The sequence below is a fragment of the Streptomyces niveus genome (assembly GCF_001723055.1).
Taxonomy (GTDB): domain Bacteria; phylum Actinomycetota; class Actinomycetes; order Streptomycetales; family Streptomycetaceae; genus Streptomyces; species Streptomyces niveus.
Window position 1 is genome coordinate 1 of record NZ_MDCR01000005.1, and the last position, 24,263, is coordinate 24,263.

Genomic DNA, 24,263 nt, shown 5'->3' on the forward strand with positions numbered 1-24,263 from the left:
CTCCCCACCCCCACCTCGCGCCCCGATGCGACACGCAATGGCATCGTGCGTGTGTCGCTCGGCTGGCCCGACGGGCTGCCCGACGGCGGGCGGCACGGCTTCACACCGGCCCACCGCGCACGCCTGGAGGCCGCCGCACCCGGCATGGCCGACGCGCTCGCCCAGGAGCTCGGCGACGCCCGACGCGTCCTCGTCCTCGGCTTCGAGGAGCTGATGTACGCGCCCCTGCGCCTCGCACTGGAGCTGGAGCGGTCCGTCACCGGCATCGAGGTCCGCTACTCGACCACGACCCGCTCACCTGTCCTCGCCGTGGACGACCCCGGCTACGCGATACGCAGCCGACTCGTCTTCCCGGCCCACGACACCGCCGCTTTCCCGGCCGGCGAAGGCACCGGCGACCGGTACGCCTACAACGTCGCCGGCGGCGGCTTCGACGCCGTCGTCGCGGTCGTCGACTCCCTGGCGGACTCCCCGGAACTGCATGCCCCGGGCGGCCTGCTCGCCCAGCTCGCCGCGCATGTGCCGCGTGTCGTGCTCGCCGTCGTCCCCTCGTACCTCCCCTCTCCCTCGCACGTCGCCGACCGGCAGGAACCCTCCATGCTGCCCGCCCCTCTCCGTGGCCCCGCCTTCTCCTCGTACGCCCCCGACGACGTCGGCTGGCTCCTCCAGGACCTCTCCGACGTGGAACTGGAAGCCCCGACGGAGGAGCGCGAAGAGGCGATACAGAGCGGCGGCGCCCACTATGCGGAGTCGCTGCCCGTCGAGTACCAGCCCAGCCCCGAGTACCAGGAACTCTTCCGCTCCGCCCTCGGCACCTCCGCGGCCCGAATCGCCCGTGCCGTCGGGACCGTCACCGAGACCGTGCTGGCCGAGCACCCGCGGCGCTACGACGACCCCGCCTCCCGGGAAGCCACCCAGGCCCGGCCCGTCCTGGTCTCACTCGCCCGGGCTGGCACACCCGTGGGTGTCCTGATGCGCCGCTGGGCCATGCACCGGCACGGTCTGGACCTCAAGCACTACGCCATCTCCATCGTGCGCGGCCGAGGCATCGACACCAACGCCATCCGCTGGCTCGCCGCCCACCACAACCCCGCCGACATCGTCTTCGTCGACGGCTGGACCGGTAAGGGCGCCATCACCCGCGAACTGGCCGACGCACTGGCCGAGTTCGCCGACTTCCACCCCGAGATCGCGGTACTCGCCGACCCCGGCGGCTGCGTACGGACCTACGGCACCCGTGAGGACTTCCTCATCCCTTCCGCCTGTCTCAACTCCACCGTCTCCGGACTCATCTCCCGCACCGTCCTGCGCGCCGACCTCGTCGGACCCGAGGACTTCCACGGAGCCAAGCACTACCGCGAACTCGCCGACGCCGATGTGTCCGGCTACTTCCTGGACACCGTCGCCGCCCGCTTCGCCGACGTCACCGACGCGGTGGACACCGACGTCAAGGAACTTCTGTCCACCGACCGCGCACCCACCTGGGAAGGCTGGGCCGCCGTCGAGCGGATCAGTGAGGAGTACGGCATCCACGACGTGAACCTCGTCAAGCCCGGTGTCGGCGAGACCACCCGCGTCCTGCTGCGCCGCGTCCCCTGGAAGATCCTCGCCAAGCGCGGAGCGGGAACCGACCTCGACCACGTCCGGCTGCTCGCCGAGCAGCGCGGCGTACCGGTGGAGGAAGTCGACGGACTTCCCTACACCTGCGTCGGGTTGATCCACCCGCGCTACACCCGTGGCGCCACGGGCGCGGACGGCACGGCGGTGGCCACCTCGTGAACGCCTCCACCTCCCCGGCGGCACTGGTCGCCAGCGACCTCGACCGCACCCTCATCTATTCGGCCGCCGCGCTCCAGCTGGCCATGCCTGACGCCGAGGCACCCCGTCTGCTCTGCGTCGAGATCTACGAGCGCCGGCCCCTGTCGTACATGACGGAGACCGCCGCCGGGCTGCTCGAAGATCTCGCCGCTGGCTCGGTCTTCGTACCCACCACGACCCGCACCCGCGAGCAGTACTTCCGTATCCATCTGCCGGGCCCCGCCCCTCGGTTCGCGATCTGTGCCAACGGTGGTCATCTTCTGGTCGACGGCGAGTCCGACCCCGACTGGCAGACCCAGGTGAGGGAGCGTCTCGCCGAGAGCTGCGCCCCGCTCAAGGAAGTCAGGGAGCACCTTCTCGCCGCCGCCGACCCCGCGTGGCTGCTCAAGGAGCGCATCGCCGAGGACCTGTTCGCGTATCTCGTGGTCGACCGTGCGCTGCTGCCCGAGGGCTGGGTGAAGGAACTCTCCGAGTGGGCCGGCCGACGTGGCTGGACGGTCTCCCTCCAGGGCCGGAAGATCTACGCCGTACCGCGACCGCTGACCAAGAGCGCCGCCATGCGTGAGGTCGCCCGGCGGACCGGAGCCGAACTGACCCTGGCTGCCGGGGACTCGCTCCTCGACGCCGATCTGCTGCTGGCCGCCGACCGTGGCTGGCGGCCCGGCCACGGCGAGTTGGCCGACACCGGCTGGAGTGCCCCGCACGTGGAGACGCTGACGGAGACCGGCGTCGCCGCGGGGGAGGAGATCCTGCGGCGGCTCAGTCGCGCCGCTTCTCCTTACGCGACCTGACCACCCGCCTGACCACCAGGACCAGAAGCGCGAGAAGCGCGATACCCAGGACCAGCTTCGAATACGTCGAGACATAGCCGCTCACCTCCTTCCAGTTCGCGCCGAGCGCATAGCCGGCCATGATGAACGCGGTGTTCCAGATCGCGCTGCCGAGTGTGGTCAGACCGAGGAAGAGGGGCAGCGGCATTCTCTCGACGCCCGCGGGCACGGAGATCAGGCTGCGGAACAGGGGGATCATCCGGCCGAAGAAGACAGCCTTCGCCCCGTGCCGGTTGAACCACGCCTCGGTCCGCTCGATGTCCCTGGTCTTCACCAGCGGCACCTTGGACGCGAGAGCGATGGTCCTCTCCCGTCCGAGCCACATCCCCAGCCCGTACAGCGCGAGCGCGCCCACGACCGAGCCCGCGGTCGTCCACAACACCGCCGCTGTCAGACTTATCTTGCCGGTGCTGGCCGCGAATCCGGCCAGCGGCAGGATCACCTCGCTGGGCAGGGGAGGAAACAGATTCTCCAGGGCGATGGCTATGCCCGCGCCCGGTGCTCCGAGCGCGCCCATCAAGCTGTTGACCCATTGCTCCGGGCTGTTTCCGATCATGACTCCCACGCTAGAGGCCTGCTCAGGCAAGCACATTGAGGCGGACCGTATGGATTACTGAGGTTTCCCGCAGTGTGCGGGCACATGTCCCCCGCTAGCGTTATTGATCGTGAACACAGTGGTGCGTCGAGTGGCGCGACTCGGGGTCGGACTCGTCATCGGAAGCGGCACGGCCGTGTTCGAGCTGCTCTTCTCGCTGGTCGTGGGCGTGGCTCTGCTCCTCGTGCGGGCGTGGCCGCGCGGGCGGCGCGCGGTCATGCGACCGGTGACGGCCTGTGCGCGAAGACTGGTCGATCTGGAGCGGCACCGGCTTCGCACGCTGCTCGACGAGCGGGTCTCGGCGAGTTACGAGCCGGCCGGAGCTCTGCTCTATCTCGCGGCGCGCTGGGCGCTCGGACTGTTCGGGGCCGTGATGGTGGGGACCGCGGCGATCAGCGCCGGGTACGGCACCTTTTTCGTCTACGCCTGGGCGATCACGGATCTCAACCATCCGGGCACGCTCGCGCTGGCCACCTTCGGCGGTCTGTTCCTGCTGTTCCTCTGTGTGCAGGGGTTCTTCGTGGTCGCCTCCCTCGAAGGGCAGTTGGCCAGGCACTTCCTGGGGCCGAGCCGGCAGGAGGCGTTGGAGCAACGTATAGAACAGCTCGCCGTCAGCCGGGCGGGAGTGGTGGACGTGGTGCATGACGAGCGCCGTCGTATCGAGCGGGATCTGCACGACGGGGTGCAACAGCAACTTGTGGCTCTCGGGATGCTGCTGGGCCGGGCCCGGCGCAGCGGTGACGCGCGGCACGCGGACGAACTGCTGCGGCAGGCGCACGAACACAGCAGCAACGCTCTGAACGAACTGCGGGAGGTGGCCTGGCGTGTCTATCCGACGGTGCTGGACGAGGCGGGCCTCCGGGCGGCGCTGGAGACGGTGGCCGAGCGGTCGCCGCTGCCGGTGCGGCTGCGCTGCCGGCTGGGCGGCGAACCGCCGAAGGCGGCGGCGACCGTGGCGTACTTCGTGGTGTCCGAGAGCGTCACCAACGCGGTCAAGCACTCAGGGGCGACGAGTATCGAGGTGAGAGTTGTCGAAGACACCCGCACCCTGCGAATACGAGTGACGGACGACGGCAAGGGCGGCGCCGATCTGTCGGGCAGCGGTCTGTTCGGGCTGGCCCGTCGTGTCGACGCCCTCGACGGGCTCCTGCGGATCGACAGTCCGCCCGGCGGCCCCACCACCATCACCGCGGAGATTCCATGCGAGTAGTTCTGGCCGAGGATTCGACGCTGCTGAGGGAGGGCCTGGTGCGGCTGCTCTCGGAGGAGGGGCACGAGGTGATGGACGCGGTCGCCGACGCCGGCGCGCTGCTGGCCGTCGTCGCCCATGACCAGCCCGATGTGGTGGTGGCGGATGTACGGATGCCGCCCTCACACACCGACGAGGGGCTTCGGGCGGCGCTGGAGATCCGCGAACGGTGGCCCGCGGTGGGGGTGCTGGTCCTCTCCCAGTACGTGGAGAAGCGGTACGCGGGGGAGTTGCTGAGCGCCGATTCGGGGGGAGTGGGGTATCTGCTCAAGGACCGGGTGGTCCAAGTGGACGAGTTCCTCGACGCGTTGGAGAGGGTGGCACAGGGCCGGGCGGCCTTCGACCCGGAGGTCGTGCGGCAGTTGCTGGCCCGCTCCAACCGTACGGACCCGCTGTCCCGGCTCACCGAGCGTGAGCGGGAGGTGCTCGCCGAGATGGCCCAGGGGCACACCAACACGGCCATCGCGCGGCGCCTGCACATCTCGGTCAGCGCCGTCGAGAAACACTGCAACGCGATCTTCGAGAAGCTGGAGATCAGCGGCACCGGCGGCTACAGCCGCCGGGTCCTCGCCATCCTGCGCTACCTGAACACCTGACGCGGGGGCCGGGGGCCCTAGGAGCAGCAGCCCCCGCCGCAGCAGCCGCCTCCGCCGCCCGCCGAGGGGGCGGGGGCCGGTGAGCCCTTCGCGGAGCCGCCCACCGCGACGGTGGACAGCAGCTTCACGGTGTCCTGGTGGCCGGCCGGGCAGGTGGCCGCGGCCGACGACTCCGCCATGGGACGGCTGAGTTCGAAGGTGGTGTCGCAGGGGCGGCAGCGGTACTCGTAGCGAGGCATGGGGCCAGGCTATCCGGCCGTCCGGTGCGCGCCCTGCCGGTGCTGGGAGGTCACGGCACGGTGGGCGTGGGCCGCGCGCTGCTCGGCGGCGGCCCGGTCACGCCGCTCGTCCTCCACCTGCCGGGGATGGCGGGCCCGCCAGTAGGGGTTGTCGTGCGGCAGGCTGCCGCTGACTCTCCCGTACATGCCGAAGAACATGAGCAGCAGACCGACCACGAAGCTGAACAGCACGTTCTGGATGCGGAAGTTGAGGGGGTTGAAACTACTGTCGATCAGCGCGAGATTGACGAAGCCGCTGAGGATGAAGAGCACGCCGAGGATCATGTTCAGCGTCGACGCGAAGTTCTTGCCGATGAGCATGCCGATGAACAGCAGGACGCCGACGCAGATGGACAGCACGCTCAGCGCGCCGTTGGTGTTCAGACCGGCCGTGGTGTGGCTGCCGGTGCCGAAGACACCGATCTGATTGACCAGCCCGAGGATGCCGAACACGAGCAGCACCAGACCGATCAGCCCCGCACCGATCCGGTACACGCGAATCAGGGTGTGGTCGACGGGCAGGTGCTCGTCGAGCCTGACCCGCCGCCGTCGCCGGCCCTGCCGTTGCCCTACGGGGCGGGAAATGGTCCCTTGACCGGACATGAGGCCCCCTTCAGCCGTGCGTGCCTGTGGCCTGGGTACGTACCTCAAGGATCCGTCCGGCACGACCGGGGGACAAGTCGGACGGACGTCAGGCTCCCGCGCCGCGCTCGTCCCGGATCTCGCCGACGACACGGGCCGCCGTGTTGCGTACGGCGTCCGTCTCCGTCAGGAAGTGCCACCAGTCGGGATGCCGGCCCTCCAGCCCCGCCACGGCCCGGTCCAGCCGTGCCACGGCGTCGTCCAGGGGGCGCGCGTGCCGGGGGTCGGGCGTGTTGCGGCCCGCCATCGCGAGGCGCTGCGCGTCCCGTACGGCGAACCGCGTCCGGTCGATCTCCTGCTGCGGGTCCTTGGAGACGGCGTTGAGCCGCTGCAGCCGGTCGCCTGCGGCGGACACGGCCTCGTCGGTGGAGTTCAGCAGCGCCCGGACGGTGCTGAGCAGGGCTGTCGCGTCGGGCCAGCGCTGCTCATCGCGCGCCTTGGCGGCCTCCTTCAGCTTCTCCTCCGCCTGGTGCACGGAGGTCTCCGCCTGACCGGGCACGGGCTGGAGGTCCTGCCAGCAGGCGGCGCTGAAGCGGCGCCGCAGCTCGCTCAGGACGGGCTCCACGGAGCCCGCGCGCGTCGTCAGGGCCTGCGCGCGCGTACGCAGCGACACCAGCCGCCGGTCGATCTCCGCCGCGCGCTCCGGCAGCCGCTCGGCCTCGGCCCGTACGGCCTCGGCGTCCCGCAGCACCCGGTCGGCGCGCTGAAGGGTCTCGGCCACGCCGTGCTGCCCCGCGCCCTGGTTGAGCTTGGTCAGCTCCGGTCCGAGCGTGGCGAGGCGCGCCGCGAGGTCGTCGGCCCGCAGCCCGGAGCCACGGACCGCGTCCAGGGCGTTGCTCGCGGCGAGCAGCGTCTGCCGGGCCCGCTCCACGGCGGGTGCCAGCCGTGCCAGCTGTGTCTCCGCCTTGTCGAGCAGCGGGCCGAGCCCGCGCTCGAAGCGGTCCAGCTCGCCCTTGACCCGTACCAGCTCGTCCTTGGCCCGCGTCAGCTCCGTACGGGCCGTGGAGGCCACGGACGGCTCCAGGTCGTCGCGGTCGAGATCATGGGCGTCGACGGCGTTGATGTAGCCGCTGCTGGCCTCGTCGATCCGCGAACCCAGCCTGGCGAACTCGTCCACGACCCGCCGCGCGCCCGGCGAACTGTCGACCGCGGTGATCGTCTCTATCGAGATGCGCAGGTCGCGCTGGGCGGTGTCCAGCTCGTAGAAAGCGGCGGCGGCGGCGTCCTTGGCGGCCTGCGCGTCGGCCCGCTGATTCTCGCCGCGCCCGCCGAACCAGCGCCGCGTACCCCCGCCGGCGAAGGCCCCCGGCAGGGTCGCGGCGATCAACGGCACCGGCAGCAGCATCAGGGTGAGGACATCACGGACGCCACCCGCCCTCGCTCGTGCGTGCGGCTGCGCGTGTGTCGCCGTCACATCCCTCTCCCGTGCCGATTACGCCCCTGCCGACTACATTCTCCCACCAGGAAGGGACGAACACACGGGTCGGTTAGTTCGCGCTTCGGACTGTGACTTTGCCGTTGTCACTACGGGCCTTCACCACATGCCCGCTTTTCCCGTCCGTGGGCACGTCCACGTCGACGCTCCCGTTGCGGCTCTTGGCGGTCACGGCGTAGGTGGCGCCGGACGCCGGCAGGTCGATCGTGACGGACCCGTTGTTACTGAAGGTGTCCACCGTGTCCGGTACGGAGGTCAGCTTCAGCCGTACCGCGCCGTTGTCCGACCGGGCGTGCACCGACTTGGACGAGATGCCGTCGGTCGTCACCTTGCCGTTGTCGCTGAACAGGTCGAGCTTGCCGCTGGAGTCGCGTACCTGGACGGAGCCGTTGTCGGAGCGCAGGCGCAGGTCGGTGTCGAAGCCTTCGGCGCGCACGCTGCCGTTGTCGTTCTCCACCGTCACGGCCATCCCGCGCGGCACCTTCACCTTGTGCCGGGACTCGCAGTTGTTGACGACGGCCTCGCACTTCACCTTGAGCGTGAGGGTGTCCTCGTCCAGCTTCCAGACGGCGTCGGGCCCCGAGCCGAACAGCACCCAGCCGTCGACCTGGCGCGTCACCTCGATGTCCTTCACGTCCGCGGGCACCAGGTCGATCGAGGAGTTCCCCGACGCGATGGTCAGCGTCTTCCCACTGAAGGCGAACGACCGCTTCTCGACGGGCGCCTCGCCGGCGTCGGCGCTCCCGCACCCACCGACGGCGACCACGGCGAGCACGGCCCCCGAGGCGGCGACGAGCGTACGGGCGCGCCGGGTGCGGCGGGTGTGGTGCGTGCGGCGTGTGTCCACGGTGATCGGTCCCCCAAGATGGTCCTGCGGATGTGCCTCCACCGTACGAATCGGACCGCCCCGGAACGATCCGGTCGGCCACCGTCTCCGTGGTGGGGATATCCCCCCGGCGCCCCGGACGGGCCGCCCGCTCCGTGAAGGCGTTTGTGGGCGGGGGCCGTGCTCCATGTACGCTGTTGCCTCATCCAAGGGTGCGTAGCTCAGGGGTAGAGCGCTGCTCTTACAAAGCAGATGTCGGCGGTTCGAAACCGTCCGCGCCCACCAGGGTAAGTAGCAGGTGAGTGGCCCCTTCGGCCCTCCGGTCGTGTTCGGCTGGAGGGCCGTTTCCATGATCGATGCCACATGGATGCCACATCCCCCTGAGAATCGGCCTGTTGGGAGATATTCAGCTCACCCGTTCGGGGGAGTGGACCAGCGGCGTGACGCACGTAGAGTGCTGTGCATGGGAGGGGCAGGTGTGTCTCCCCGCACACGCCTGACACGCGCCTCCCGCATTCTGCGGACGCCCGGCGGGGAGGCCGGCGCCGCAGGCGAAAGCCCCCGCGAGATCTGCGGGGGCTTTCTGATGCCCAAAGTAGACCGCCCCGCACCTGGATGGGCGCGGGGCGGGGCACCTTGACGGAGTCATGGCGCCTAACGACCGGATCCGGTGGACACGCGTACGCCGGATGGTCGCTCCTGTGCCGCCTGTGTCGGCGGCAGTTCGAGGATGGGTGCTGGATGCACCGATTGGGAAGTGCACTGTTAACAGTGCATACATTTGATCATGGACTCGCAACGGTGGGCAGGTGCCTGCACCGCCGCGACCCGACCGCCTACCGAGGCGCCGCGCCATCGGCGAGCAGATCCGCACCGCCCGCCGCCGTGCGGGCTTCAGCCAGATGACCGTCGCCGAGCGCGTGGGCATCAGCCTCGACAACTACGGGCGGATCGAACGCGGCCAGGCATCCCCGACGCTCGACGTGCTCCTCGGCGTCGCCGACGCCCTCAGCGTGCCGCTGTCCGAACTGGTCCGCGAGGAGTAGAGCCCCGGCCAGCGACGGGGGAGACACCGGCCGGGGCAGTCTTCAGCGGGGCACGGTGACCGGCGTCATCGTCGCCGGGTCCACGAACACCACGAACGGGTCCCCGTACGGCCGGTCTTTCATCAGCCCGTGCCGCTTCCGTGGCGCGGGCGCTGCCGCCTTCTCCGCCTGGTACCGGGCGGCCACGGTCACGTACCGCGGGTCTGTCCACTCCATCGGATCACCTCTCTCGGTTTCCCAACGACGGTACGGACGCCGGGCAACGACGTAATCGGAACGGTCAGTTCGGTCCGCTCGGCCCGTCACCTTCACCGCTGCCGGTGCAACTGCCCTCGGGGCCGCCTGGTGAGTGCTGGCACGATGCGGCCACGGGGATGGTCGTGTCGGTGGGGCCTGCCCACAGCTTCGGGTCGGGTACGTATCCGGCACCCTCGATGGCGGTCTGCGTGAGGAGAAGGGCGTCCACATCGCGTCGGCCTGGGTCCGGCGCCTCGGGGACGTGGTGCACGAAGTAGCCGAGCCTGGACGCGAGGTTGGCCTTCACGCGGGTGTGGAGGATCAGGGCGTGCCATCCCTCGTCCACGACGCGGCTAGGCGTCAGGCGCAGGGTCGGGGACGCGGCGCACGCGGCTTCGAACTTCACGGCCTCCAGCACGATGCGCTCCGCCAGCTCGACGGCCGTGCCGGGGTTGCTGAGCTGCACGGTGGTGGTGACGGCCGCCAACTCCTCGGCGGTCAGCAAGTCGCGAACGTCTCGCGCCACGGGCGCCATGACGGTGATACTCAAGGGGTCCTGCCTCTCTGTGATGGATGGGTGGGTACCGCCCTGGTCGGGGTTTCCTGGCCGGAGTCGTCGGCCAGGGCGGGGGTCAGTGGGGGCGCGCGCCGTCGGCGGGCAGGAGTTCGTACCGGGCAGGCCGCGACGGGTAGACGTGGCCGAGGTCTTCGGGCGTGATCGGCAGGCCGTGGAACAGCAGCGTGACTCCGTGCTCGGGGCAGTACGCGCCCTCGTCGTCCTCGCTTGGGAAGTCGTGGGTTCCGCTGATGCACATCACGGGCGCGCTCCCGACGCCAGGCGGGCGACAGCTTGTGCGTTCGCGGCCAGCAGCTCGTAGTCGGCCGGCCCGAGGACAAGGGGGCGCAGGCGCTCGCCCGGCCAGTACGGGCCTCGGTTGTACCAGTCGGGATCGCGCGGGTCCGGGGGTGCGCTGGGGGCGCCGCGCCCGGTCACGGGGCTGCCGTCCGTGCGGCGATGCTCGCCGACCGCGTCTCGTGCAGCCGGGCCTTAAGGGCGCCGACGTCGTAGCAGTCGATGCCCCGGCGGCGGCAGGCGTAGCAGTCCTTCACGTGGTCCATGAACGCCCGGTGCGCCGCTGTGTATGCAGCGGTCAGATCGGCTGCGGCGGTGTCCTGTTCGCGTTCCTGCGAGGCGTGCGGCGGTGGCTTATCGTCTGCCATGTCGGGGCTCCCTGCTGAGCGTCGGCCATACCCCGGACCGGTGACGCGGTCGCGGGGACCTACGTTCCGCCACGTTTCCGTCACCACGCGTTCGTGCACAGCGGCCCCGCGTAGGCCCGGTGTAGCCCACACTGGCCGTATGCGCGGTGAGACTGTGGCCCACATGATCAAGCGGCTGAGGCAGGCCAAGGGGTGGAGCCAGCCCCGCCTGGCCGCCGAGATGTGCCGCGCGGCGGGACTGCCCCCGGAATCCCTCACCCGGCAGGACGTCTACCGGTACGAGGCGGGGAAACGCACGCCGCGCGACTGGTTGCCCGCGCTCGCCCTGGCCCTCGGGGTACCGCTCGCCGAGTTCGAGGCAGCCCTGGCACCGCAGAAAGAACAGCCCGCCACGGTGGCCGACTTCCTACCCGAAGGCGACCCGCTCGCCCCGCTGAAGACCCGACAGGGCAGACGCGTCGGGACGGTCGACGTCACCGACCTCGCCGGCAGGATCCACGGCCTGCGCCTGGCCGACGACGTCATGGCAGGGGGCGACCTCATCGCCCCGGCCCTGCGGGAGCTGCGGTCCGCAGTCAAGCTCTACCGCGAAGGCGCCCACACCGAGGAGATCGGGCGCGCGCTGCTCGCACAGATCGGCGAACTCGCCCAGATCGCCGGATGGATCGCGGCGGACGCCGGCCAGCAGGACGAAGCAGAGCGCATCTACCGACTCGGCCTGAGCGCCGCGCAGCAAGCCGAAGACGTAACCGGCGTGGGCAACCTGTCGGGGTCGCTGGCCTACATGTGGGCCAACAACGGGCAGGCGGACAAGGCTGTCGAGCTGGCGCGGGCGGGCCTGTCGGACGATGCCCCGCCAAAGGCGCGGGCCCTGCACTGGGACCGTGTGGCATGGGCGCACACGCAGGCCAACGAGGCGAAGCCAGCGATCCGCGCACTCGGTGAGGCGCGCGATGCGTTGGGGCAGGATCACGGCGACAACCCGCCGTTTCTGTACTGGGTCTCGCAGGACGAACTCACCATCATGGAAGCGCGGGTCTACACCGAGCTGCACCGCCCGCTTCGGGCAGTTCCGATCCTGACCGAGGTGCTGGCTCGGTACGACGCCACCAGGGCACGCGAGTTGGCCTTGTACCTGTCGTGGCTGGCGGTGGCCTACGCGGACGCCAACGAGCCGGAAGAGGCCGCCGCGACGGCGCAGCGCGTCATCTCGATGGCGGCCGACGTGGCGAGCGACCGTACGGCGGCGCGCGTCAGCGCCGTGCTGGACCGGCTGCGAGAGTACGACGGCGTCCCCGAGGTGCGGGCGGTCCTCGACGGCGCTGCTTGACCCCGAACGCTCGAAGGCAGGAGGGGGCGCAGCGCTGTTCAGGCGGCGGTGAGGATGGCGTAGCCGTCGCCGTAGTACGCGGCGTCATCCCGGGCGATCTCCCGGCCGATCACGGCGGCCGGCACACGCGCGGCGGGGGCGGCGACGCGGGGCTGTCCGTCGGCGGCGGCCGGGCGGGGCACCAGGTAGGCGGTGCGGTGGACCGTGTACGCGCTGATGCGGTCGAGGCGCCAGGTGCGGGACTCGCCGGTCTCGCGGTCCATGGCCTTGAGGACGATGTCTCCGGCCTTCGTGGTGTGGATGTCGTAGATCTCGATGGTGCGGAGGGTCTCGGTGCCGTCGGCCTTGGTGTAGGTGATGGTGACGGGGTGCTGGCGGTCGGCGGCGGTGTAGAGGTCGGCGAGGGTCTTGGTGGTGGTCTGCTTCGCCGTGGCCTTCATGGTGTCCCCTTTGCCGTTACCGTGTACCCACACAGTAGTCATGAACCGTGTGGGTACACAAGAGGTTGCGGCGGGGAATCCGTGTGGGAACATGGAACGCATGGCAGCCGACCCGACCGATCACACCTTCAGCACCAAGTTCCGCATCCCCCGCGGCCTCTGGGACGCCTACGGACGGGTCACAGCCCGGCTCGACACCGACCGCAGCGCCGACCTCCTCGACTACGTGCGCGCCATGGTCGAACAGCACGGCGACGCGCAAGACCGCGCCGACCTCGCCGCCGCTGACCAGGAGTTGGCCGCGCGCCGCGCGCGCAAAGGCGGCCGGCCCAAGAAGGAGCCCACGCTGTGAGCGACGAGCACACTCTCGAACACCTCTACGTCGTCTTCTACGACAACGCCCAGGGCCTCGGCCTCTGCGGCTGCGGCAACCCCGAAGCGACCTACGACCTCGTCCGAGACCTTCTCGGCCTCGCACCCCTCTACGAGGAAGGCCGGTGGCAGACCGCCGAAGCGCTGACCGGGAACATCCCCGGCGCCAGCCACATCGTCCTCGGGGCAATGGAGCGGGCCGAACTCATCGAGCACGGTTCGAGCCTGCGTGGTGCGTGGCTGACGCCGAAGGGCGAGTGGTGCCTGGCCGCAATGCGAGCAGCGGAGTTCGGCGACTTCGACCAGCAGGGCTACCCGCACAACGGGGAGCGTTGCACGGACGGCTGCTGGAGAGTCCCAACCAGCGCCTGACCCCGAACGCGACGAAGCCCCCACCTAACCTCGGGCGGGGGCTGAATCGTGAGCGGCCACCAGGTCAGTACGCCCCGGTTGCCCGCAACTCCTCCACCACCTGATCCCTCATCTCCGGACAGTACGACTCCGTACCCAGCACGATCAGCTCCTGCGCATCCGGCTTCGCTGTACCCCAGTCCTGCCCGATCGGGTAGTACGTCGGATCGTCCAGCAGGTACGCCACGCTGTGCCCCGCCTCCAGCTCGCCGCACCACAATGGAGGGAACGTCACCAGCTCGTCATCCGTCGGCCCGGTGTCCTCCCAGCTCGCAAACGCGGCAGCTTCCACGGCGGCCAGGAACTCGGTGTCCGGGTCCGGTGCCGGCGCGGACGACTCGGCAGGCGGTTTCGCGTCGTCGCCCCCGTCGTCGGAGCAGGCGGTGAGCGCGCCGAGCAGCAGAACGGCCGCTATCGCGGCGGTGGTTGTACGCATGGTCCCCCCAAGGGCGCGGATCGTGAGGAGCATCATCCGGCCCGTGAGCATTTCGTGGAAGCCATGTGACGAAAGAGTGACCCTTACGGGTACTGGCGGCGGAACGGATCCATCGCCACCGACGACGGCCCCGGCGACGGCCCCGGGCCCGGCGCACTGTCCCGCCGGCACACCAGCGCGTCAGGGTCGTCGAGCGGGGGCTGGAGCGAGTAGCCGGCTGGGCACGTCTGGCCGTCGCGCCCGTCCTTGCCGTTCGCGCCGTCCGCACCGGGAGGCCCGGCGGGGCCCGGTGCACCCTGCGGCCCGGCGGGGCCAGGCTCGCCCACCACCGTCGCCCCGTCCTGGCCGGGAGTTCCCGGCTCCCCAGGCTTGCCAGTGCCGTCCTCCCCGTCGACACCGGGGTCACCCTCCGGTCCGGTCGGCCCAGTTGGCCCCTGGACGCCCTGCTCCCCGGCAGGACCGCGCGGCCCGGCCGCGCCCACACCAGGCTCGCCCCGGCTTCCCGGTGGCCCTGCGACGGGCTTCGCACCGAGGCGCTGCACCTGCGCCGCGAGCTGATCCCGCGCGGCGTTCGCCGTACGCAGATCACCCGACAGCCCCTGCACCAGGATCACGATCGCCGCGAACCCGCCGAGGACGAGCACGAACAGCAGCGCGAAGCCCAAGTCCGCCCGTCGGCGGCGGGTCGTCGTGCTCATGTGGCGCCTCATGCCGTAGCCCCCTGGGCGGAAAGGTAGAGAGTGAGGAGCAGCATCAGCACCGGGGCGATCAGCGCGGAGAACAAGATCCGGCGGTCGGCCGCGCGCCGGTCGGCTGCCTTCTGCTCGGCCTCCCGCCGGTCCCTGTCCTCCTGATCGCGGGCGCTCTCGATCGCCTTGACGCGCTCGACGATCTGCCGGAGCGCTTCGTCGCGGGCCTGCTGCTCCAGTGAGTACCGCTCCATCGACACCTTGCTGTCGAGGCGTGTGCCCAGCTCCCGGAAGTCCTCCTTCAGATCCGCGCGCACGTCTTCCAGGCGGCGCATCACCTCGCCGAGAGTCGGGTCTTCAGGCACGTGCGGCTCCTCGCTGGTCGATCAGATTCAGGTCAGGCGCTGGCAGGCTCGGCCGGCCGGTTCACCGGGCTCGACTGCTCCAGCCGGTGCGACGACACCGGGGCCGTCACCTCGCGGTGGATCAGCAGCGCCACGGCGCCTTCCACGGCGAGCATCCACAGCGACTGCGTCTCGGCGGACATGTTCAGCCCGAAGGCGAGGAAGAGGGCGAGGACGCCCTGCGCGAGGTTCACGATCGACGCGGCGACGGCGCCGGTGCGCAGGACGATGGCGGTGGCGACGGCGACGATGAGGGAGAGGACGGCCATGATGGCGCCCTGCTCTTCTCCGGTGACGTCGAGGCCGTAGGCGGCGCTGAGTTTGAGGGTGATGGCGATGAACGCGAGGACGTAGACGGGCTCTCTGCCGAAGATCTTCATGGTGGTGGTGTCCGTTCAGGTGGTGGTGGGCTGGGGGTCGTCCCAGACGATGGTGGTGTGGCCGCCGTGACCGTGGATGGCCTCGGCGTCTTCGATGCGGTCCCAGTGGACGGTGGAGGCGCGGGGCCCGCGCCAGCGGAGCGTGACCGCGCCGTCTGGCCAGAGCACGCCATCGGCGACGCGCCCGGTGCCGGACGCTCCGGTGACGTCCACGTCACGCTGGAGATGGAAGAGATGCGGAAGATCAGGCACGCGGCTCACGATCACGCGCCGAGCTTCTTGCGGATCGCGGCGAGACTGGTGCGGGAATACGAGAGGTCCGACAGCAGGCGGTTGAAGAGTGTCCGCCCGGACCATGTCGAGTTGGGCCCGGTGGGCTCGTAGTCGGACGCGTCCTTCGGCGCCGGCCACACGTCCTTGGTCATCATCCGGGCGACGACTGCGTCTGCGACCTTCTCGATGTCTGAGCTACTGAGTGCCACGTCTTCCTCCTCAGGGGGGTTGGTGCCTTTCGCGTGCGCGAGCACCCGGGCGAAGTCCAGATCGCCGGGGTCGCCGTGGTCGTTTTCGGGGACGTGCTGGTGGCCGAGCCACCCGTAGTAAGCGCCCCACTGGGAGCCCGTGAGCCGAACCCCGTTGGCGCCGTAACTGCCGCCGACCTGACCCTTCTTGTAGGGCTTCCAGGTGACGGTGGAGGCCAGGCGGACGCCGTGCTCCTCGTTCGCCCACTTCACGAACTTCGCCAGCTCGGCCAGCGCCCAGTCAGGGGCGGCGGGCCAGAAGATGTAGTCCACTCCGGCGCGCTTGCCGTCCCAGGTGGCGGTATGGCGCTCGTCGCACGTGCCGACCAGCTCCACCTGCACGGCGTTCGCGGTGTTCGTGTCGACGCCGCCCGCCTTGTTGACGAGCGCGCGGGAGGACACGTCGAAGTCGAAGTGCTGGTACCACTTCAGCTTCTTCGCCTTGATGTCCGGCAGCGCGGTGAAGTTCGGGGCCGAGCCGCCCCCGCCGTACGACGGGAGGGTCCTGCCCTCCGTGGTGTGCATGACGCCGACGTTCGACTCCATCGCCGAGCCGCCGAACTTGCTCTGGTAGAAGTACGCCGTCGACGCGCCCGGGTACTTCTGCGGTCCGGTCTTGGCCATATCAGGACTCCTCTGCTGTACAGCCCGCAGGCACGGGCGCTGGAATGATCCGGCCGCGGACCCACAAGTTCCCCGACGACGACGAGACCGATGCCGGGGACACCGGAGGCACCACACGCCGGCCGAACCGGGTCACGTACACCCGCATGCTCGTGAGCGGCGACGGAGCAGCGGCCAGCGACCCGTACGCCCCGCTGTAGAACCCCAGCTGAGTCGTCGTCGCGGTCAACGCCCCCACCTGCGCGAGGAGGTTGCCGCGGTTCGCGAGGGCCACCTCGCCGCCGGTGCCCATGTCCTCGTGGGTCATCGTCAACAGGCCGCCCGCGAAGGTGAACCCGCCGAACACGCCGTTCTCCGAGTGCCAGGCCCCGGACGCGTAGTACACGTAGTCGCCGATCCGGTCGGCGGGCTCGTCGTACAGATAGATCTTGCTGATGTCGATGCCGACGGACGCGCCGCACCGCAGCCCCAGCGCGGCGTACGTCTCATCGACACCGATCTGCATGAACGACACCCGCGCGCCACCCACCGCGTGCTGGAGTTCGATGTGATCCGCGTGGGTCACGACCCCAGTGATGCCCGTCGGCTCATGCCCGGCATCCTCGATCACCGCCCAGCCGGAACCCGAATTGCGGAGCGCTCCCGCCACCCACCCGCCCACTCAGACCACCTCGTAGATCGTGACGACCAGCCCGGTGTACAGGTTGAGGTTGACGCCGGTCGCCAGCGTCGTGGCGAGCTTCAGCGTGTGGGACCCGGCCGTGCCGAGGCTGACGCGGTAGCTCTGCGAGTGCGTGCCGCGGTCGCCGGAAACACCAGGGCCCGCCTGGAACACGGCAAACAAGCCGACCGCTACCCCGTCGACCCAGAGGCGCCCGGAGGACAGGCCGCCCACGGCGCCCGTGGGGTCGAAGTCGAACGTGGCGTCCACGGTGGCGATCGCGTTGTCCGTTTCCGTGATGAGGGTGATGGTGGCGCCGGGGACGTCCGTGTTGGTCTGCGGCCCCGTCAGGGCGGAGCTTGCGACGGCGTCGTACGTCGTCGGTTGCAGGCGGTTGAGCTTGGCCGCGGTGAGACGTTCACCCGCGAGAAGCGGCATCTGGTCCTCCTTACAGGGCGGTGATGGTGGGCTGGGTGAGACGGAGATCCGTCCCGGCGGTCTGGGGCTTGGTGATGCCGTTGACGGAGCGGGTCAGGGTGAACCGCTGCGGCGTGATGACCTCGAACTGGTCATAGCGCAGTTGGGCGTTGACGAGCGTCATCCCGGCGAACGCGGACCCCACCAGGCCGACCGTCCCGGTAGCGATCGTGTTGGTGACCACGGTCTCGGTGTGGTGCCACACATCGGGCTCGGTGGCGCCGACGGGCCAGACGCGAATCTGCACGGTGTGGCCGATGAGCCGCACTCGCACCTCGAACTCATCGTTCGCCGCGTAGGTGTAGGGGAGACTCGGGGAGGCACCGATCTGGGTGGTGTCCCGGGTGACGGACGCAAACATGCTGCCGCCGGTGCCGAAGTGCACCCGGGCCCGGTAGTAGTCCCCCGCGGTGGCGCACCGGAGCATGACCCCGGGCACGAGCGACGCGCCGGTCGCGACCGCCGAGACGGACAGGCGTACGCGTACCTCGCAGTTGCCGACGGCGGCGGACAGCAGTTCCTGGAGGCGGACCGTCGACACGTTCGCGGCGAGGGTGATGACGCCGCGGCTCCCGTTGACGGACCGGTCGGACGCGAGGCCCCCCGCCGTCTGCCACACCAGGCCGGACGATGAGGTGCCCCAACTGCCTGCCGCGACTGTGCGGTTGAAGGTGTCAGCGCAGTTGAGGATCCCCGTTGTTGTGACGACCTCCCCGCCCATGCTCACGTCGAACGGGAAATGGGAGGCGTACCCGGCGGAGTCGACCCACCGCGGGTACTCGGTGGCCCGGTCAGTCAGAACCCATGCCGTGGTCGCAGTGCTCGTCAGGTCCGTCACCAGCGACGATCCGTCTGTGTCCGCGCGGGACACGTCCGGGTCATCCACCACCCCCACCGTGTACGGGCTGGCGGGGGTGCAGTTGAACGCGAACGCCCATGTGTACTGCGACAGGGTCTCCGTGTAGCCCTGCACCAGCAGGTCGATAGTGTCCGGCTGGAACCGGGCCGGCGGGCCGGTGATCTGCATCCGCGCCCCCGAGTCCAGGGCCATGACCTGCGAGGTCAGCTCCGGATTGCGGTGCAGCGCCACATTCACGACCGGGTACCGGGCCTCGTCCACCGTGCCCAGGTGCATCAGCCAGCCCGCATGGAGCACTGCCTGCGCGTCCTGGTGCAGCGACAGGCTGACGCTGTCCGGGTACGGGCCGATCCCCGCCGGTGGCGCCAGGACGGACAGGCGCCCCTCCTCCAGCACCGCCCGGCCGCTGCTCCCGCCGTCCCTCGTGACGGTCACGTCGTTCGCCGACGCCAGACCGTCAGCAGCAGGCATCAGGCCGGGCATCAGGTCCGTGTCGTACGCCAGGACCGCCGTCGGGCTCTGGTTTTCCAGAACGCCGCGCCCCAGATACTGGAGCCCGATCCGCTCCCGCGCCTCGTGCAGGATCCCGTGATCCGAATCCGCTGCTTCCTGGAGGAGCGCGACAAGGACTTCCGGGCGCTGCGGCCCGAGCCGGGACTGCGCGCCGGTCAGACCGCGCGCCGCCACGGGCGTGGCTTCCTCCGTCCCCAGGCGCTGCATTCGCAGCCCTGCGGTTTCCCCGTTGAAGCCCTGGTCGGCGCCGGAGAACGGGGCATCGGACTGGGGTGTCAGAACGGCGAGATGCCCGAGACGGAGCCCCTCCAAGGTCGCTCCGTACGTGCCGGAGACTTGGGTGACGTACCCGGCAGTGCCGGAGTACGTGGCGTTGGTGGCGAGCCCGTTACCGCCGATAGTGATCCACCGGACCGTCGCAGTCACGGTGCCGCCGGACGTCTGTGTCTTGATCTGGAGGCGTGTCCACGCCCCGGTGAAGTCCGGGGCCGTCGAGTTCGCCACGAACACTTCATCACCGGCCGGGTCCAGGCCCTGGATGTCCACGTGGTTGGGGGAGATCCGCACCCGGATGCGGCTCGCTGTCCCGGTGGTCCGTACGAGCAGCAGTTCGCTCAGCGTCGCCGGCATCTCGTCCAGGTTGTACACGCACTCGACTTGCCACTCACCCGGCGTCGTCGGCGGCACCCCGGCGATCAGGGTCGCCGACGCCCCGGCCGCAGGAAGGGCCGATGATCCGGGCAGCGAGTCGTCGGAGCCGTACACGAAACCGGTGAGGCGCATGGGCAGCACACCGGGGATCGGCGAGTAGCTCTGGGTGGACACGGGCCCGTCCTCCATGGGCCAGTAAGCCACCGGGGAGAAGCTGGGGATACGGCGCCGCAGGGTGGAGTCGAGCGCAGGCCGGCCCTGCCCGAGGCGGCGCAGGATCCCCGCCGCCTCGACGGTGATGTACACGTCCTGCCCGGAAGTGTCGGACTCGACGGGCCAGTCAGGGATCTCCCCGGCGAACCTCGTTTGCCGGTTGGTGATGGCCGCGCCCCCGGACATGGACCACGAGCGGCCGGCCGCGTCGGCGAAGCTGGTCGCGCCGACGGCCTGCGTGGTGAAGTTGGGGTTCGCGACCACGGTGCCGCCGATGCCGGAGCGCAGCTCGAAGCCGAAGAACTCGGCCGCCGGGGAGAAGAATCCGCCCGAGCCGTCGCCGACCGTCACCGGGCTGGTGCTGTTGAAGATGCTGGTGGTGCCCGCGACGACGACCGGGTTGCCGAGCTGGGTCCACGTGCCGCCGATCGACGGCGCTGTGTAGAAGGTGATCGTCCTGCCGGACGCCCCGTTGTTGACGTCGATCGCGGCGCGTACGGCGAGGCGCCCGTCGCGCGGTACGTCGAGCTTGGACGTCGAGCTGTGCATCAGGGGCGTGGCCCCGTCGGACGTCGTGTACAGCCAGATCCGGCGCTGGTAGATGAACAGCAGCCACGACCGCTGGCCGGTCAACAGGCTCCACTTGGAGCACAGCTCGGCCGGGGTCGTGGCCTCCCAGTCGAACAGCCGCACGTCGACGCGTACGTCCGTGTCACCGGTGATGTCGAGCGCCGCGACGTCCGGGGTGGTCGCTGCGTCGCCTGGAGCACCGGGGGTCTCCAGGTAGGGGGTGCCCGTGTGGACGCTGACCCGCACGGGGGTGTTCTGGCCGATCTTCCCGTACAGCGGCGACAGCGGGTTTCTGGGGCTGAACTTGCTGTCGCGGTTGTTGAGCTGGAAGGTGCACCGGCCGGGGTTCACGGCCTGTGCTTCCTCGGTCCGGCCCCGGGTGATGACGATGTCGCCGCGCGAGTACACGTCCGACGTGTAATCCGTCCACGCTCCGTCGATCTGGAGGTCGACCTGGATCGGCAGCGCAGTCTGGGGAAACGCCATCAGTTCGCCCCCCGCTGTCCGAGGACGGCCTGGACGTTGCCGCCCTGCGTGCGGATCTCCTTGCGCAGCGGGTCGATGAGGACCTGCGCGATCTCCTTGGCGCCGACGTGCAGGTGCACCACCATCGGCTGCGCGCCGCCGCTCGCCGTGGCGTGGCCGCCGGTGAGCATGCGCTTCGTGTCCGGATTCGACCGCACCCGCGAACCGGGCGCGAGGTCCACCAGCTCCGGGCCCTGCTCGCCGACCATCGTGAACCGGGACCGCGGGCCACCGCCGGCCGCGCCGACGACACCGCCGTGAGCGAAGCCGCCGATGCTCTTCGCGAAGTCGGACACCCCTGAGGTGTCGGAGCGGTACTGGACCATGACGCTCACCGTCTTGCCCTTGACGCTGGCGATGGACTTCTTGGCAGCGGAGACGCCGGGACCGGTCTGGTTGCTGGCCCTGATCGCGGCGGCCTTCTTCTGCTTCAGCGCGTCCAACCGCTTCTGGGCGGCGGCCTTCTCCTTCGCGAGCTGCCCACCGTTAGCCCGGAGTTGTGCGGGGCTCTTCTGCTTCAGCGCGTCGACCTTCGCCTGCGCGGTTTTGATCTTCGCGTCGAGGTCGGAGATCGTGCCCTTGAAGAAGACTTCCTTGTCGGGCATGTCCAACATCTTCTCCGCGAGGAGCCCCGCCTCCTCGCGGGTCAGGCCCATCGTCTGAGCCATCTTGATGAAGTTGGCCCGGCCCCGCTCGTACGTCGCCTGGACCTGGTCCCACGACGCCCCGTTGTCCCGCGCTGCTGCGGTGGCCGCGTCCGTTGTCGCGCCGAGGTCCCGCAGTGCGGACTCGCCGTTCCTCGCGGCCTCGGTGTTCAAGTCGAGCGTCCCGGTGACCTTGTCGAACGCGCCCTTCAACCCGCCGGCGTTCTCAGCAGCGGCCTTCATCCCGTTGTCGATCGACGCCTCGAACGCATTCATCGCGCCCGACGCTGCCCTGTTGACGTCGTTCAACGCCTGGATGCTCTGCCGCAGCCCGTCCGCGCTGGCCTTCTGTGCTTCTAGCTTCTCCTGTGTCTTCAGCGCCGCCTGGCCGAACAGCCCCTGCGCGTCGGCCGCGAGCTGCTGCTCGAACTTCGCGTCCGCCAGTGCGTCCTTGTAGTCGTTGAGCTTCCCCGTGAAGTCGGAGACATCGCCGCCGCCCTTCTTGTACGACGCCTTCAACCGCTCCAGCGCAGCTGCCGCGAGGTCCGCCTTGCCGCCCTTTACGAGGTCGGCGAGCGCGTCGTCGATCGCGTTGAAGTTCTCCTTGGCTTCCTTCACCGGGGTGGAGTCGAACCCGGTCCAGCCGACGAGGAACTGCTGCACGCCGTCGGCCGTGCTTGGATCGGTCAGCGACCGGACCGACTTGTACAGCCCGTCCAGATCCTTGCCGAACACGCGCGACGCCTCGCCCGACGCCTTGCCTGTCTGCCCCAACTTGGCCAGGCTGCTGGACAGTTTGTCGACGTTCGGCGGCGCCTTGGCGCCGATGCTCGACAGCTCGATCAACGCGACCGCGAGCAGGCCGATCCCCGTCGCCGCCACCGCGACCTTCGCGCCGCGCGACAGCGCCATGAACGCGGCCGTCAGTGTCGCGACACCACCGGACGCGCCGATCGCCGCCGTACCCGCGAGGACCGCCTGCGCGCGCACCGCCGCCAGTGCGACACCTACCGCCGCCATCCCCGCCGCCGCCATCTTCACGGCCTTGAACGCGATCGCCATCTGCATCAGCGTCGTGATCAGCTCGGTCGGCAGCGACGCGACCAGCGCGGCGAACGCGTTGATCACCTGGAGCATCCCTACGCCGACCTCAGACGCCGCGTTGATCAACCGCCCCAGGGCCTCGCCCAGATTCCGCAGCGTCTCGCCAACGAGCGGTCCGTTCTCCTTCGCGTACTGCATGAACTCCGAGATCGGCCCCGACCCGGTACCCGACGACAGGGCGCGGGAGAAGGTGATGATCCCGTTCGTCGCCGACCGCAGCGCACCGCCAGCCCAGTCGGCCATCTTGTCCATGAACTGCTCGAAGCCCTTGGTCTGGGTTCCGCCGGCCAGGACCGTCATCATTCGGTCCAGCTCGACGGCGGACGACTTGACGACCGGCGTCATGCCCTCGATCAGCCCCGTGAACGTGCTGAAGCTCTTCGTCGCGATGGGCATGGTGTCGCCAGCCAGCGCCTCGCCCCAGCCGACGTACTCCTCCTTCACCACCGACAGCGCCGCTGCGGCCTCGCGTGTCGCCGGGGGCAGCTTGGCCAGGGAGTCGGTCATCGCCTTCTCGGCGGTAAGCGCCTCCTTGGACCCGGCGCCGTTCTTACGGAGGGCCTCGGTGTACTCCGTGCTCGCCTTGCTGGCGTCGGCCATGGCCTTGGCCTGCGGTGCGAGCGCCAGCGCGAACGCGGTCACGCCGACAGCAGCAGCGCCGACGGCGCCGATGATCGGAACGGTGGCTGCGGCGATCGGGAGCAGCGCGGGGGCGAGGGCGATCGCGGCCATCATCAGGCCGCGGGTGCCGTCGGCCGCGCCGCCTGCGGAGGACCCAAGGGTTCCGAGGGATCCGCGGAGGGCGCCCATGCGTCCGCCTACACGTGTCAGTGACGTGTCGAGGTCGTCCATGTCGCTACGGAGCGAGCGGGTGCGGGTCGACAGGTCTCCGAGGCGACCATCGGCCGCCGCCGCACGGGTGTTGAAGGACCGGAGCCCGTTGGACGCGAGCATGGTGCTGGCCCGCAGTTCGGCCATCGCCGCAGCCGCCGCCGCAGCCCGGCCGCGCAATGTGCGGAGCGCGTTCGACGCCTCCTGTGCGGCGTTCTTCAGCACCGTCAGCGCGGCAGCCGTCGCCGTGGCCTTCGGGGTGAGCGCGCCGAGGGCGGTTCCGGCCGCGCCGGCGGCGGTCTTGAGGTTCCGCATCGCGGTGGCCGCTGCGGTGATTTCGCCGGTGGACCCGCTGAAGTTGGCTTCGAGGCGTACGGGGCTGAGGGCGCGGAGGCGTGTAATCGCGGTACGGATCGCAGTCGTGCCGGGGCCGGTGCGGTCGTTCAGGGTGGCGTCCAGCTCGACTGGGCTGAGCCGCTTCAGCCCGGCGATGGCCGCCTTGACGGCGGTGGCGCCTGTCCCGGTCCGGTCGTCGAGGGTGACGGCCGCCGAGAGGTTCCGGGCCAGGGTCGTACGGAGGCTGGTGACCGCCCGGTCGGCGTCCTTGGCCTTGTCCTTGAGGTTGCGGAGGGCGGTGGTGACCCCGGCCAGGCCCGTGCCGGACTGGTTGTTGACGCGGACGCTGATCGAAATGTCATTGCCCATGGTCACCACCTCCTTCCGGGGTTCCGCGTTGCACGATCTTCAGGAGGCGCCACAGGGAGGCGTCTTCGGCCAGCAGTTGGCTGGGCAGGCACCCGAACCGCTCGCACAAGGTCAAGACGGTTCGGGCGTG

29 protein-coding genes and 1 tRNA gene are annotated in these 24,263 nt (G+C 70.0%); 9 read left to right on the forward strand and 21 right to left on the reverse strand.

Annotated features, from left to right (window positions below; all coding sequences use genetic code 11):
• Positions 1-1,779, forward strand: a 1,779-nt coding sequence (locus BHU15_RS00415) for a cysteine protease StiP domain-containing protein (protein ID WP_069625302.1), incomplete at its 5' end; no start/stop codon positions are given.
• A complete protein-coding gene (locus BHU15_RS00420) occupies positions 1,776-2,609 on the forward strand; it encodes an HAD family hydrolase (protein ID WP_069625303.1) in 834 nt (277 codons plus the stop codon). The genes BHU15_RS00415 and BHU15_RS00420, both read left to right, overlap by 4 nt.
• Here the strand turns inward: BHU15_RS00420 and BHU15_RS00425 are convergent.
• Entirely contained in the window at positions 2,578-3,204 is a 627-nt protein-coding gene (locus BHU15_RS00425; protein WP_069625304.1) for a DedA family protein, read from the reverse strand. The two genes, BHU15_RS00420 and BHU15_RS00425, sit on opposite strands and share 32 nt — an antisense overlap.
• 109 nt (positions 3,205-3,313) lie before the next feature.
• Between BHU15_RS00425 and BHU15_RS00430 the strand changes: the two genes are divergently transcribed.
• Both BHU15_RS00430 and BHU15_RS00435 read left to right on the forward strand, forming a co-directional pair.
• Positions 3,314-4,453, forward strand: a complete 1,140-nt coding sequence (locus BHU15_RS00430; RefSeq protein WP_107422735.1) for a sensor histidine kinase — start codon at positions 3,314-3,316, stop codon at positions 4,451-4,453.
• The gene (locus tag BHU15_RS00435; RefSeq protein ID WP_069625306.1) at positions 4,444-5,088 is read left to right on the forward strand and encodes a response regulator transcription factor; all 645 of its coding nucleotides are present in this window, start codon (positions 4,444-4,446) and stop codon (positions 5,086-5,088) included. Before BHU15_RS00430 ends, BHU15_RS00435 begins: the two co-directional genes overlap by 10 nt.
• Positions 5,089-5,105: 17 nt before the next feature.
• Here BHU15_RS00435 and BHU15_RS00440 read toward each other — a convergent pair whose 3' ends face one another.
• From BHU15_RS00440 to BHU15_RS00455, 4 genes are all read right to left on the reverse strand, one after another.
• Positions 5,106-5,327, reverse strand: coding sequence for an FmdB family zinc ribbon protein (locus BHU15_RS00440; RefSeq protein WP_031231787.1), 222 nt, complete (start codon positions 5,325-5,327; stop codon positions 5,106-5,108).
• A gap of 9 nt (positions 5,328-5,336) precedes the next feature.
• The gene (locus BHU15_RS00445; protein ID WP_079127774.1) at positions 5,337-5,969 is read right to left on the reverse strand and encodes a DUF4383 domain-containing protein; all 633 of its coding nucleotides are present in this window, start codon (positions 5,967-5,969) and stop codon (positions 5,337-5,339) included.
• An 88-nt stretch (positions 5,970-6,057) separates the two neighbouring features.
• On the reverse strand, positions 6,058-7,422 hold the full coding sequence (locus tag BHU15_RS00450; protein ID WP_069625307.1) for a coiled-coil domain-containing protein: 1,365 nt from the start codon (positions 7,420-7,422) through the stop codon (positions 6,058-6,060).
• A 73-nt stretch (positions 7,423-7,495) separates the two neighbouring features.
• The gene (locus BHU15_RS00455; protein ID WP_069625308.1) at positions 7,496-8,290 is read right to left on the reverse strand and encodes a DUF4097 family beta strand repeat-containing protein; all 795 of its coding nucleotides are present in this window, start codon (positions 8,288-8,290) and stop codon (positions 7,496-7,498) included.
• A 189-nt stretch (positions 8,291-8,479) separates the two neighbouring features.
• Here BHU15_RS00455 and BHU15_RS00460 point away from each other — a divergent pair.
• Positions 8,480-8,554 (forward strand) — tRNA-Val (locus BHU15_RS00460).
• Between the two features lie 524 nt (positions 8,555-9,078).
• Complete coding sequence (locus BHU15_RS00465; RefSeq protein ID WP_069625309.1) at positions 9,079-9,315, forward strand: helix-turn-helix domain-containing protein; 237 nt, start codon at positions 9,079-9,081, stop codon at positions 9,313-9,315.
• A 42-nt stretch (positions 9,316-9,357) separates the two neighbouring features.
• Here BHU15_RS00465 and BHU15_RS39910 read toward each other — a convergent pair whose 3' ends face one another.
• From BHU15_RS39910 to BHU15_RS00485, 5 genes are all read right to left on the reverse strand, one after another.
• Entirely contained in the window at positions 9,358-9,531 is a 174-nt protein-coding gene (locus tag BHU15_RS39910; RefSeq protein WP_171908282.1) for a hypothetical protein, read from the reverse strand.
• A 64-nt stretch (positions 9,532-9,595) separates the two neighbouring features.
• Positions 9,596-10,087, reverse strand: coding sequence for a glycine-rich domain-containing protein (locus tag BHU15_RS00470; protein WP_107422737.1), 492 nt, complete (start codon positions 10,085-10,087; stop codon positions 9,596-9,598).
• A gap of 97 nt (positions 10,088-10,184) precedes the next feature.
• Positions 10,185-10,367: a hypothetical protein gene (locus BHU15_RS00475; RefSeq protein ID WP_069625310.1), complete on the reverse strand. Its 183-nt coding sequence runs from the start codon at positions 10,365-10,367 to the stop codon at positions 10,185-10,187.
• Positions 10,367-10,546, reverse strand: a complete 180-nt coding sequence (locus BHU15_RS00480; protein WP_069625311.1) for a hypothetical protein — start codon at positions 10,544-10,546, stop codon at positions 10,367-10,369. Before BHU15_RS00480 ends, BHU15_RS00475 begins: the two co-directional genes overlap by 1 nt.
• Entirely contained in the window at positions 10,543-10,773 is a 231-nt protein-coding gene (locus BHU15_RS00485; protein ID WP_069625312.1) for a hypothetical protein, read from the reverse strand. Before BHU15_RS00485 ends, BHU15_RS00480 begins: the two co-directional genes overlap by 4 nt.
• Before the next feature lie 163 nt (positions 10,774-10,936).
• Between BHU15_RS00485 and BHU15_RS00490 the strand changes: the two genes are divergently transcribed.
• Complete coding sequence (locus BHU15_RS00490) at positions 10,937-12,103, forward strand: helix-turn-helix domain-containing protein (RefSeq protein WP_079127776.1); 1,167 nt, start codon at positions 10,937-10,939, stop codon at positions 12,101-12,103.
• Between the two features lie 38 nt (positions 12,104-12,141).
• Here the strand turns inward: BHU15_RS00490 and BHU15_RS00495 are convergent, their stop codons facing one another.
• Entirely contained in the window at positions 12,142-12,543 is a 402-nt protein-coding gene (locus tag BHU15_RS00495) for a WYL domain-containing protein (RefSeq protein WP_171908283.1), read from the reverse strand.
• A gap of 100 nt (positions 12,544-12,643) precedes the next feature.
• Between BHU15_RS00495 and BHU15_RS00500 the strand changes: the two genes are divergently transcribed.
• Positions 12,644-12,895: a hypothetical protein gene (locus tag BHU15_RS00500; protein ID WP_069625315.1), complete on the forward strand. Its 252-nt coding sequence runs from the start codon at positions 12,644-12,646 to the stop codon at positions 12,893-12,895.
• Complete coding sequence (locus BHU15_RS00505; protein WP_069625316.1) at positions 12,892-13,287, forward strand: hypothetical protein; 396 nt, start codon at positions 12,892-12,894, stop codon at positions 13,285-13,287. The genes BHU15_RS00500 and BHU15_RS00505 overlap by 4 nt, the downstream gene beginning before the upstream one ends.
• A gap of 64 nt (positions 13,288-13,351) precedes the next feature.
• Here the strand turns inward: BHU15_RS00505 and BHU15_RS00510 are convergent, their stop codons facing one another.
• The 10 genes from BHU15_RS00510 to BHU15_RS00555 all read right to left on the reverse strand — a co-directional run bounded on the left by BHU15_RS00510 (position 13,352) and on the right by BHU15_RS00555 (position 24,133).
• The gene (locus BHU15_RS00510) at positions 13,352-13,762 is read right to left on the reverse strand and encodes a DUF732 domain-containing protein (RefSeq protein WP_141726736.1); all 411 of its coding nucleotides are present in this window, start codon (positions 13,760-13,762) and stop codon (positions 13,352-13,354) included.
• An 83-nt stretch (positions 13,763-13,845) separates the two neighbouring features.
• Positions 13,846-14,460: a collagen-like domain-containing protein gene (locus tag BHU15_RS00515; protein ID WP_069625318.1), complete on the reverse strand. Its 615-nt coding sequence runs from the start codon at positions 14,458-14,460 to the stop codon at positions 13,846-13,848.
• 8 nt (positions 14,461-14,468) lie between these two features.
• Positions 14,469-14,816, reverse strand: a complete 348-nt coding sequence (locus BHU15_RS00520) for a hypothetical protein (protein ID WP_069625319.1) — start codon at positions 14,814-14,816, stop codon at positions 14,469-14,471.
• Positions 14,817-14,848: 32 nt separating this feature from the next.
• Positions 14,849-15,235, reverse strand: coding sequence for a hypothetical protein (locus BHU15_RS00525; protein WP_069625320.1), 387 nt, complete (start codon positions 15,233-15,235; stop codon positions 14,849-14,851).
• Positions 15,236-15,250: 15 nt separating this feature from the next.
• Positions 15,251-15,487, reverse strand: a complete 237-nt coding sequence (locus BHU15_RS00530) for a hypothetical protein (RefSeq protein ID WP_079127784.1) — start codon at positions 15,485-15,487, stop codon at positions 15,251-15,253.
• An 11-nt stretch (positions 15,488-15,498) separates the two neighbouring features.
• Positions 15,499-16,380, reverse strand: a complete 882-nt coding sequence (locus BHU15_RS00535; RefSeq protein WP_069625321.1) for a hypothetical protein — start codon at positions 16,378-16,380, stop codon at positions 15,499-15,501.
• 1 nt (position 16,381) lies between these two features.
• Positions 16,382-16,945, reverse strand: a complete 564-nt coding sequence (locus BHU15_RS00540; protein ID WP_141726737.1) for a hypothetical protein — start codon at positions 16,943-16,945, stop codon at positions 16,382-16,384.
• Positions 16,946-17,041: 96 nt separating this feature from the next.
• Positions 17,042-17,479 carry a hypothetical protein gene (locus BHU15_RS00545; protein WP_069625323.1) on the reverse strand — a complete coding sequence of 146 codons (438 nt, stop codon included), beginning with the start codon at positions 17,477-17,479 and terminating at the stop codon, positions 17,042-17,044.
• Between the two features lie 10 nt (positions 17,480-17,489).
• Positions 17,490-20,810: a hypothetical protein gene (locus BHU15_RS00550; RefSeq protein ID WP_069625324.1), complete on the reverse strand. Its 3,321-nt coding sequence runs from the start codon at positions 20,808-20,810 to the stop codon at positions 17,490-17,492.
• The gene (locus tag BHU15_RS00555; protein ID WP_069625325.1) at positions 20,810-24,133 is read right to left on the reverse strand and encodes a hypothetical protein; all 3,324 of its coding nucleotides are present in this window, start codon (positions 24,131-24,133) and stop codon (positions 20,810-20,812) included. The genes BHU15_RS00550 and BHU15_RS00555 overlap by 1 nt, the downstream gene beginning before the upstream one ends.
• Positions 24,134-24,263: the final 130 nt, after the last annotated feature.

Coding starts and splice junctions, on each gene's coding strand:
- BHU15_RS00445 (WP_079127774.1), bottom strand. CDS start 5,969: ATGTCCGGTCAAGGGACCATTTCCCGCCCCGTAGGGCAACGGCAGGGC.
- BHU15_RS00470 (WP_107422737.1), bottom strand. CDS start 10,087: ATGGCGCCCGTGGCGCGAGACGTTCGCGACTTGCTGACCGCCGAGGAG.
- BHU15_RS00435 (WP_069625306.1), top strand. CDS start 4,444: ATGCGAGTAGTTCTGGCCGAGGATTCGACGCTGCTGAGGGAGGGCCTG.
- BHU15_RS00475 (WP_069625310.1), bottom strand. CDS start 10,367: ATGTGCATCAGCGGAACCCACGACTTCCCAAGCGAGGACGACGAGGGC.
- BHU15_RS00440 (WP_031231787.1), bottom strand. CDS start 5,327: ATGCCTCGCTACGAGTACCGCTGCCGCCCCTGCGACACCACCTTCGAA.
- BHU15_RS00510 (WP_141726736.1), bottom strand. CDS start 13,762: ATGCGTACAACCACCGCCGCGATAGCGGCCGTTCTGCTGCTCGGCGCG.
- BHU15_RS00525 (WP_069625320.1), bottom strand. CDS start 15,235: ATGAAGATCTTCGGCAGAGAGCCCGTCTACGTCCTCGCGTTCATCGCC.
- BHU15_RS00485 (WP_069625312.1), bottom strand. CDS start 10,773: ATGGCAGACGATAAGCCACCGCCGCACGCCTCGCAGGAACGCGAACAG.
- BHU15_RS00515 (WP_069625318.1), bottom strand. CDS start 14,460: ATGAGCACGACGACCCGCCGCCGACGGGCGGACTTGGGCTTCGCGCTG.
- BHU15_RS00495 (WP_171908283.1), bottom strand. CDS start 12,543: ATGAAGGCCACGGCGAAGCAGACCACCACCAAGACCCTCGCCGACCTC.
- BHU15_RS00490 (WP_079127776.1), top strand. CDS start 10,937: ATGATCAAGCGGCTGAGGCAGGCCAAGGGGTGGAGCCAGCCCCGCCTG.
- BHU15_RS00555 (WP_069625325.1), bottom strand. CDS start 24,133: ATGGGCAATGACATTTCGATCAGCGTCCGCGTCAACAACCAGTCCGGC.
- BHU15_RS00535 (WP_069625321.1), bottom strand. CDS start 16,380: ATGGCCAAGACCGGACCGCAGAAGTACCCGGGCGCGTCGACGGCGTAC.
- BHU15_RS00545 (WP_069625323.1), bottom strand. CDS start 17,479: ATGCCGCTTCTCGCGGGTGAACGTCTCACCGCGGCCAAGCTCAACCGC.
- BHU15_RS00425 (WP_069625304.1), bottom strand. CDS start 3,204: ATGATCGGAAACAGCCCGGAGCAATGGGTCAACAGCTTGATGGGCGCG.
- BHU15_RS39910 (WP_171908282.1), bottom strand. CDS start 9,531: ATGGAGTGGACAGACCCGCGGTACGTGACCGTGGCCGCCCGGTACCAG.
- BHU15_RS00500 (WP_069625315.1), top strand. CDS start 12,644: ATGGCAGCCGACCCGACCGATCACACCTTCAGCACCAAGTTCCGCATC.
- BHU15_RS00550 (WP_069625324.1), bottom strand. CDS start 20,810: ATGGCGTTTCCCCAGACTGCGCTGCCGATCCAGGTCGACCTCCAGATC.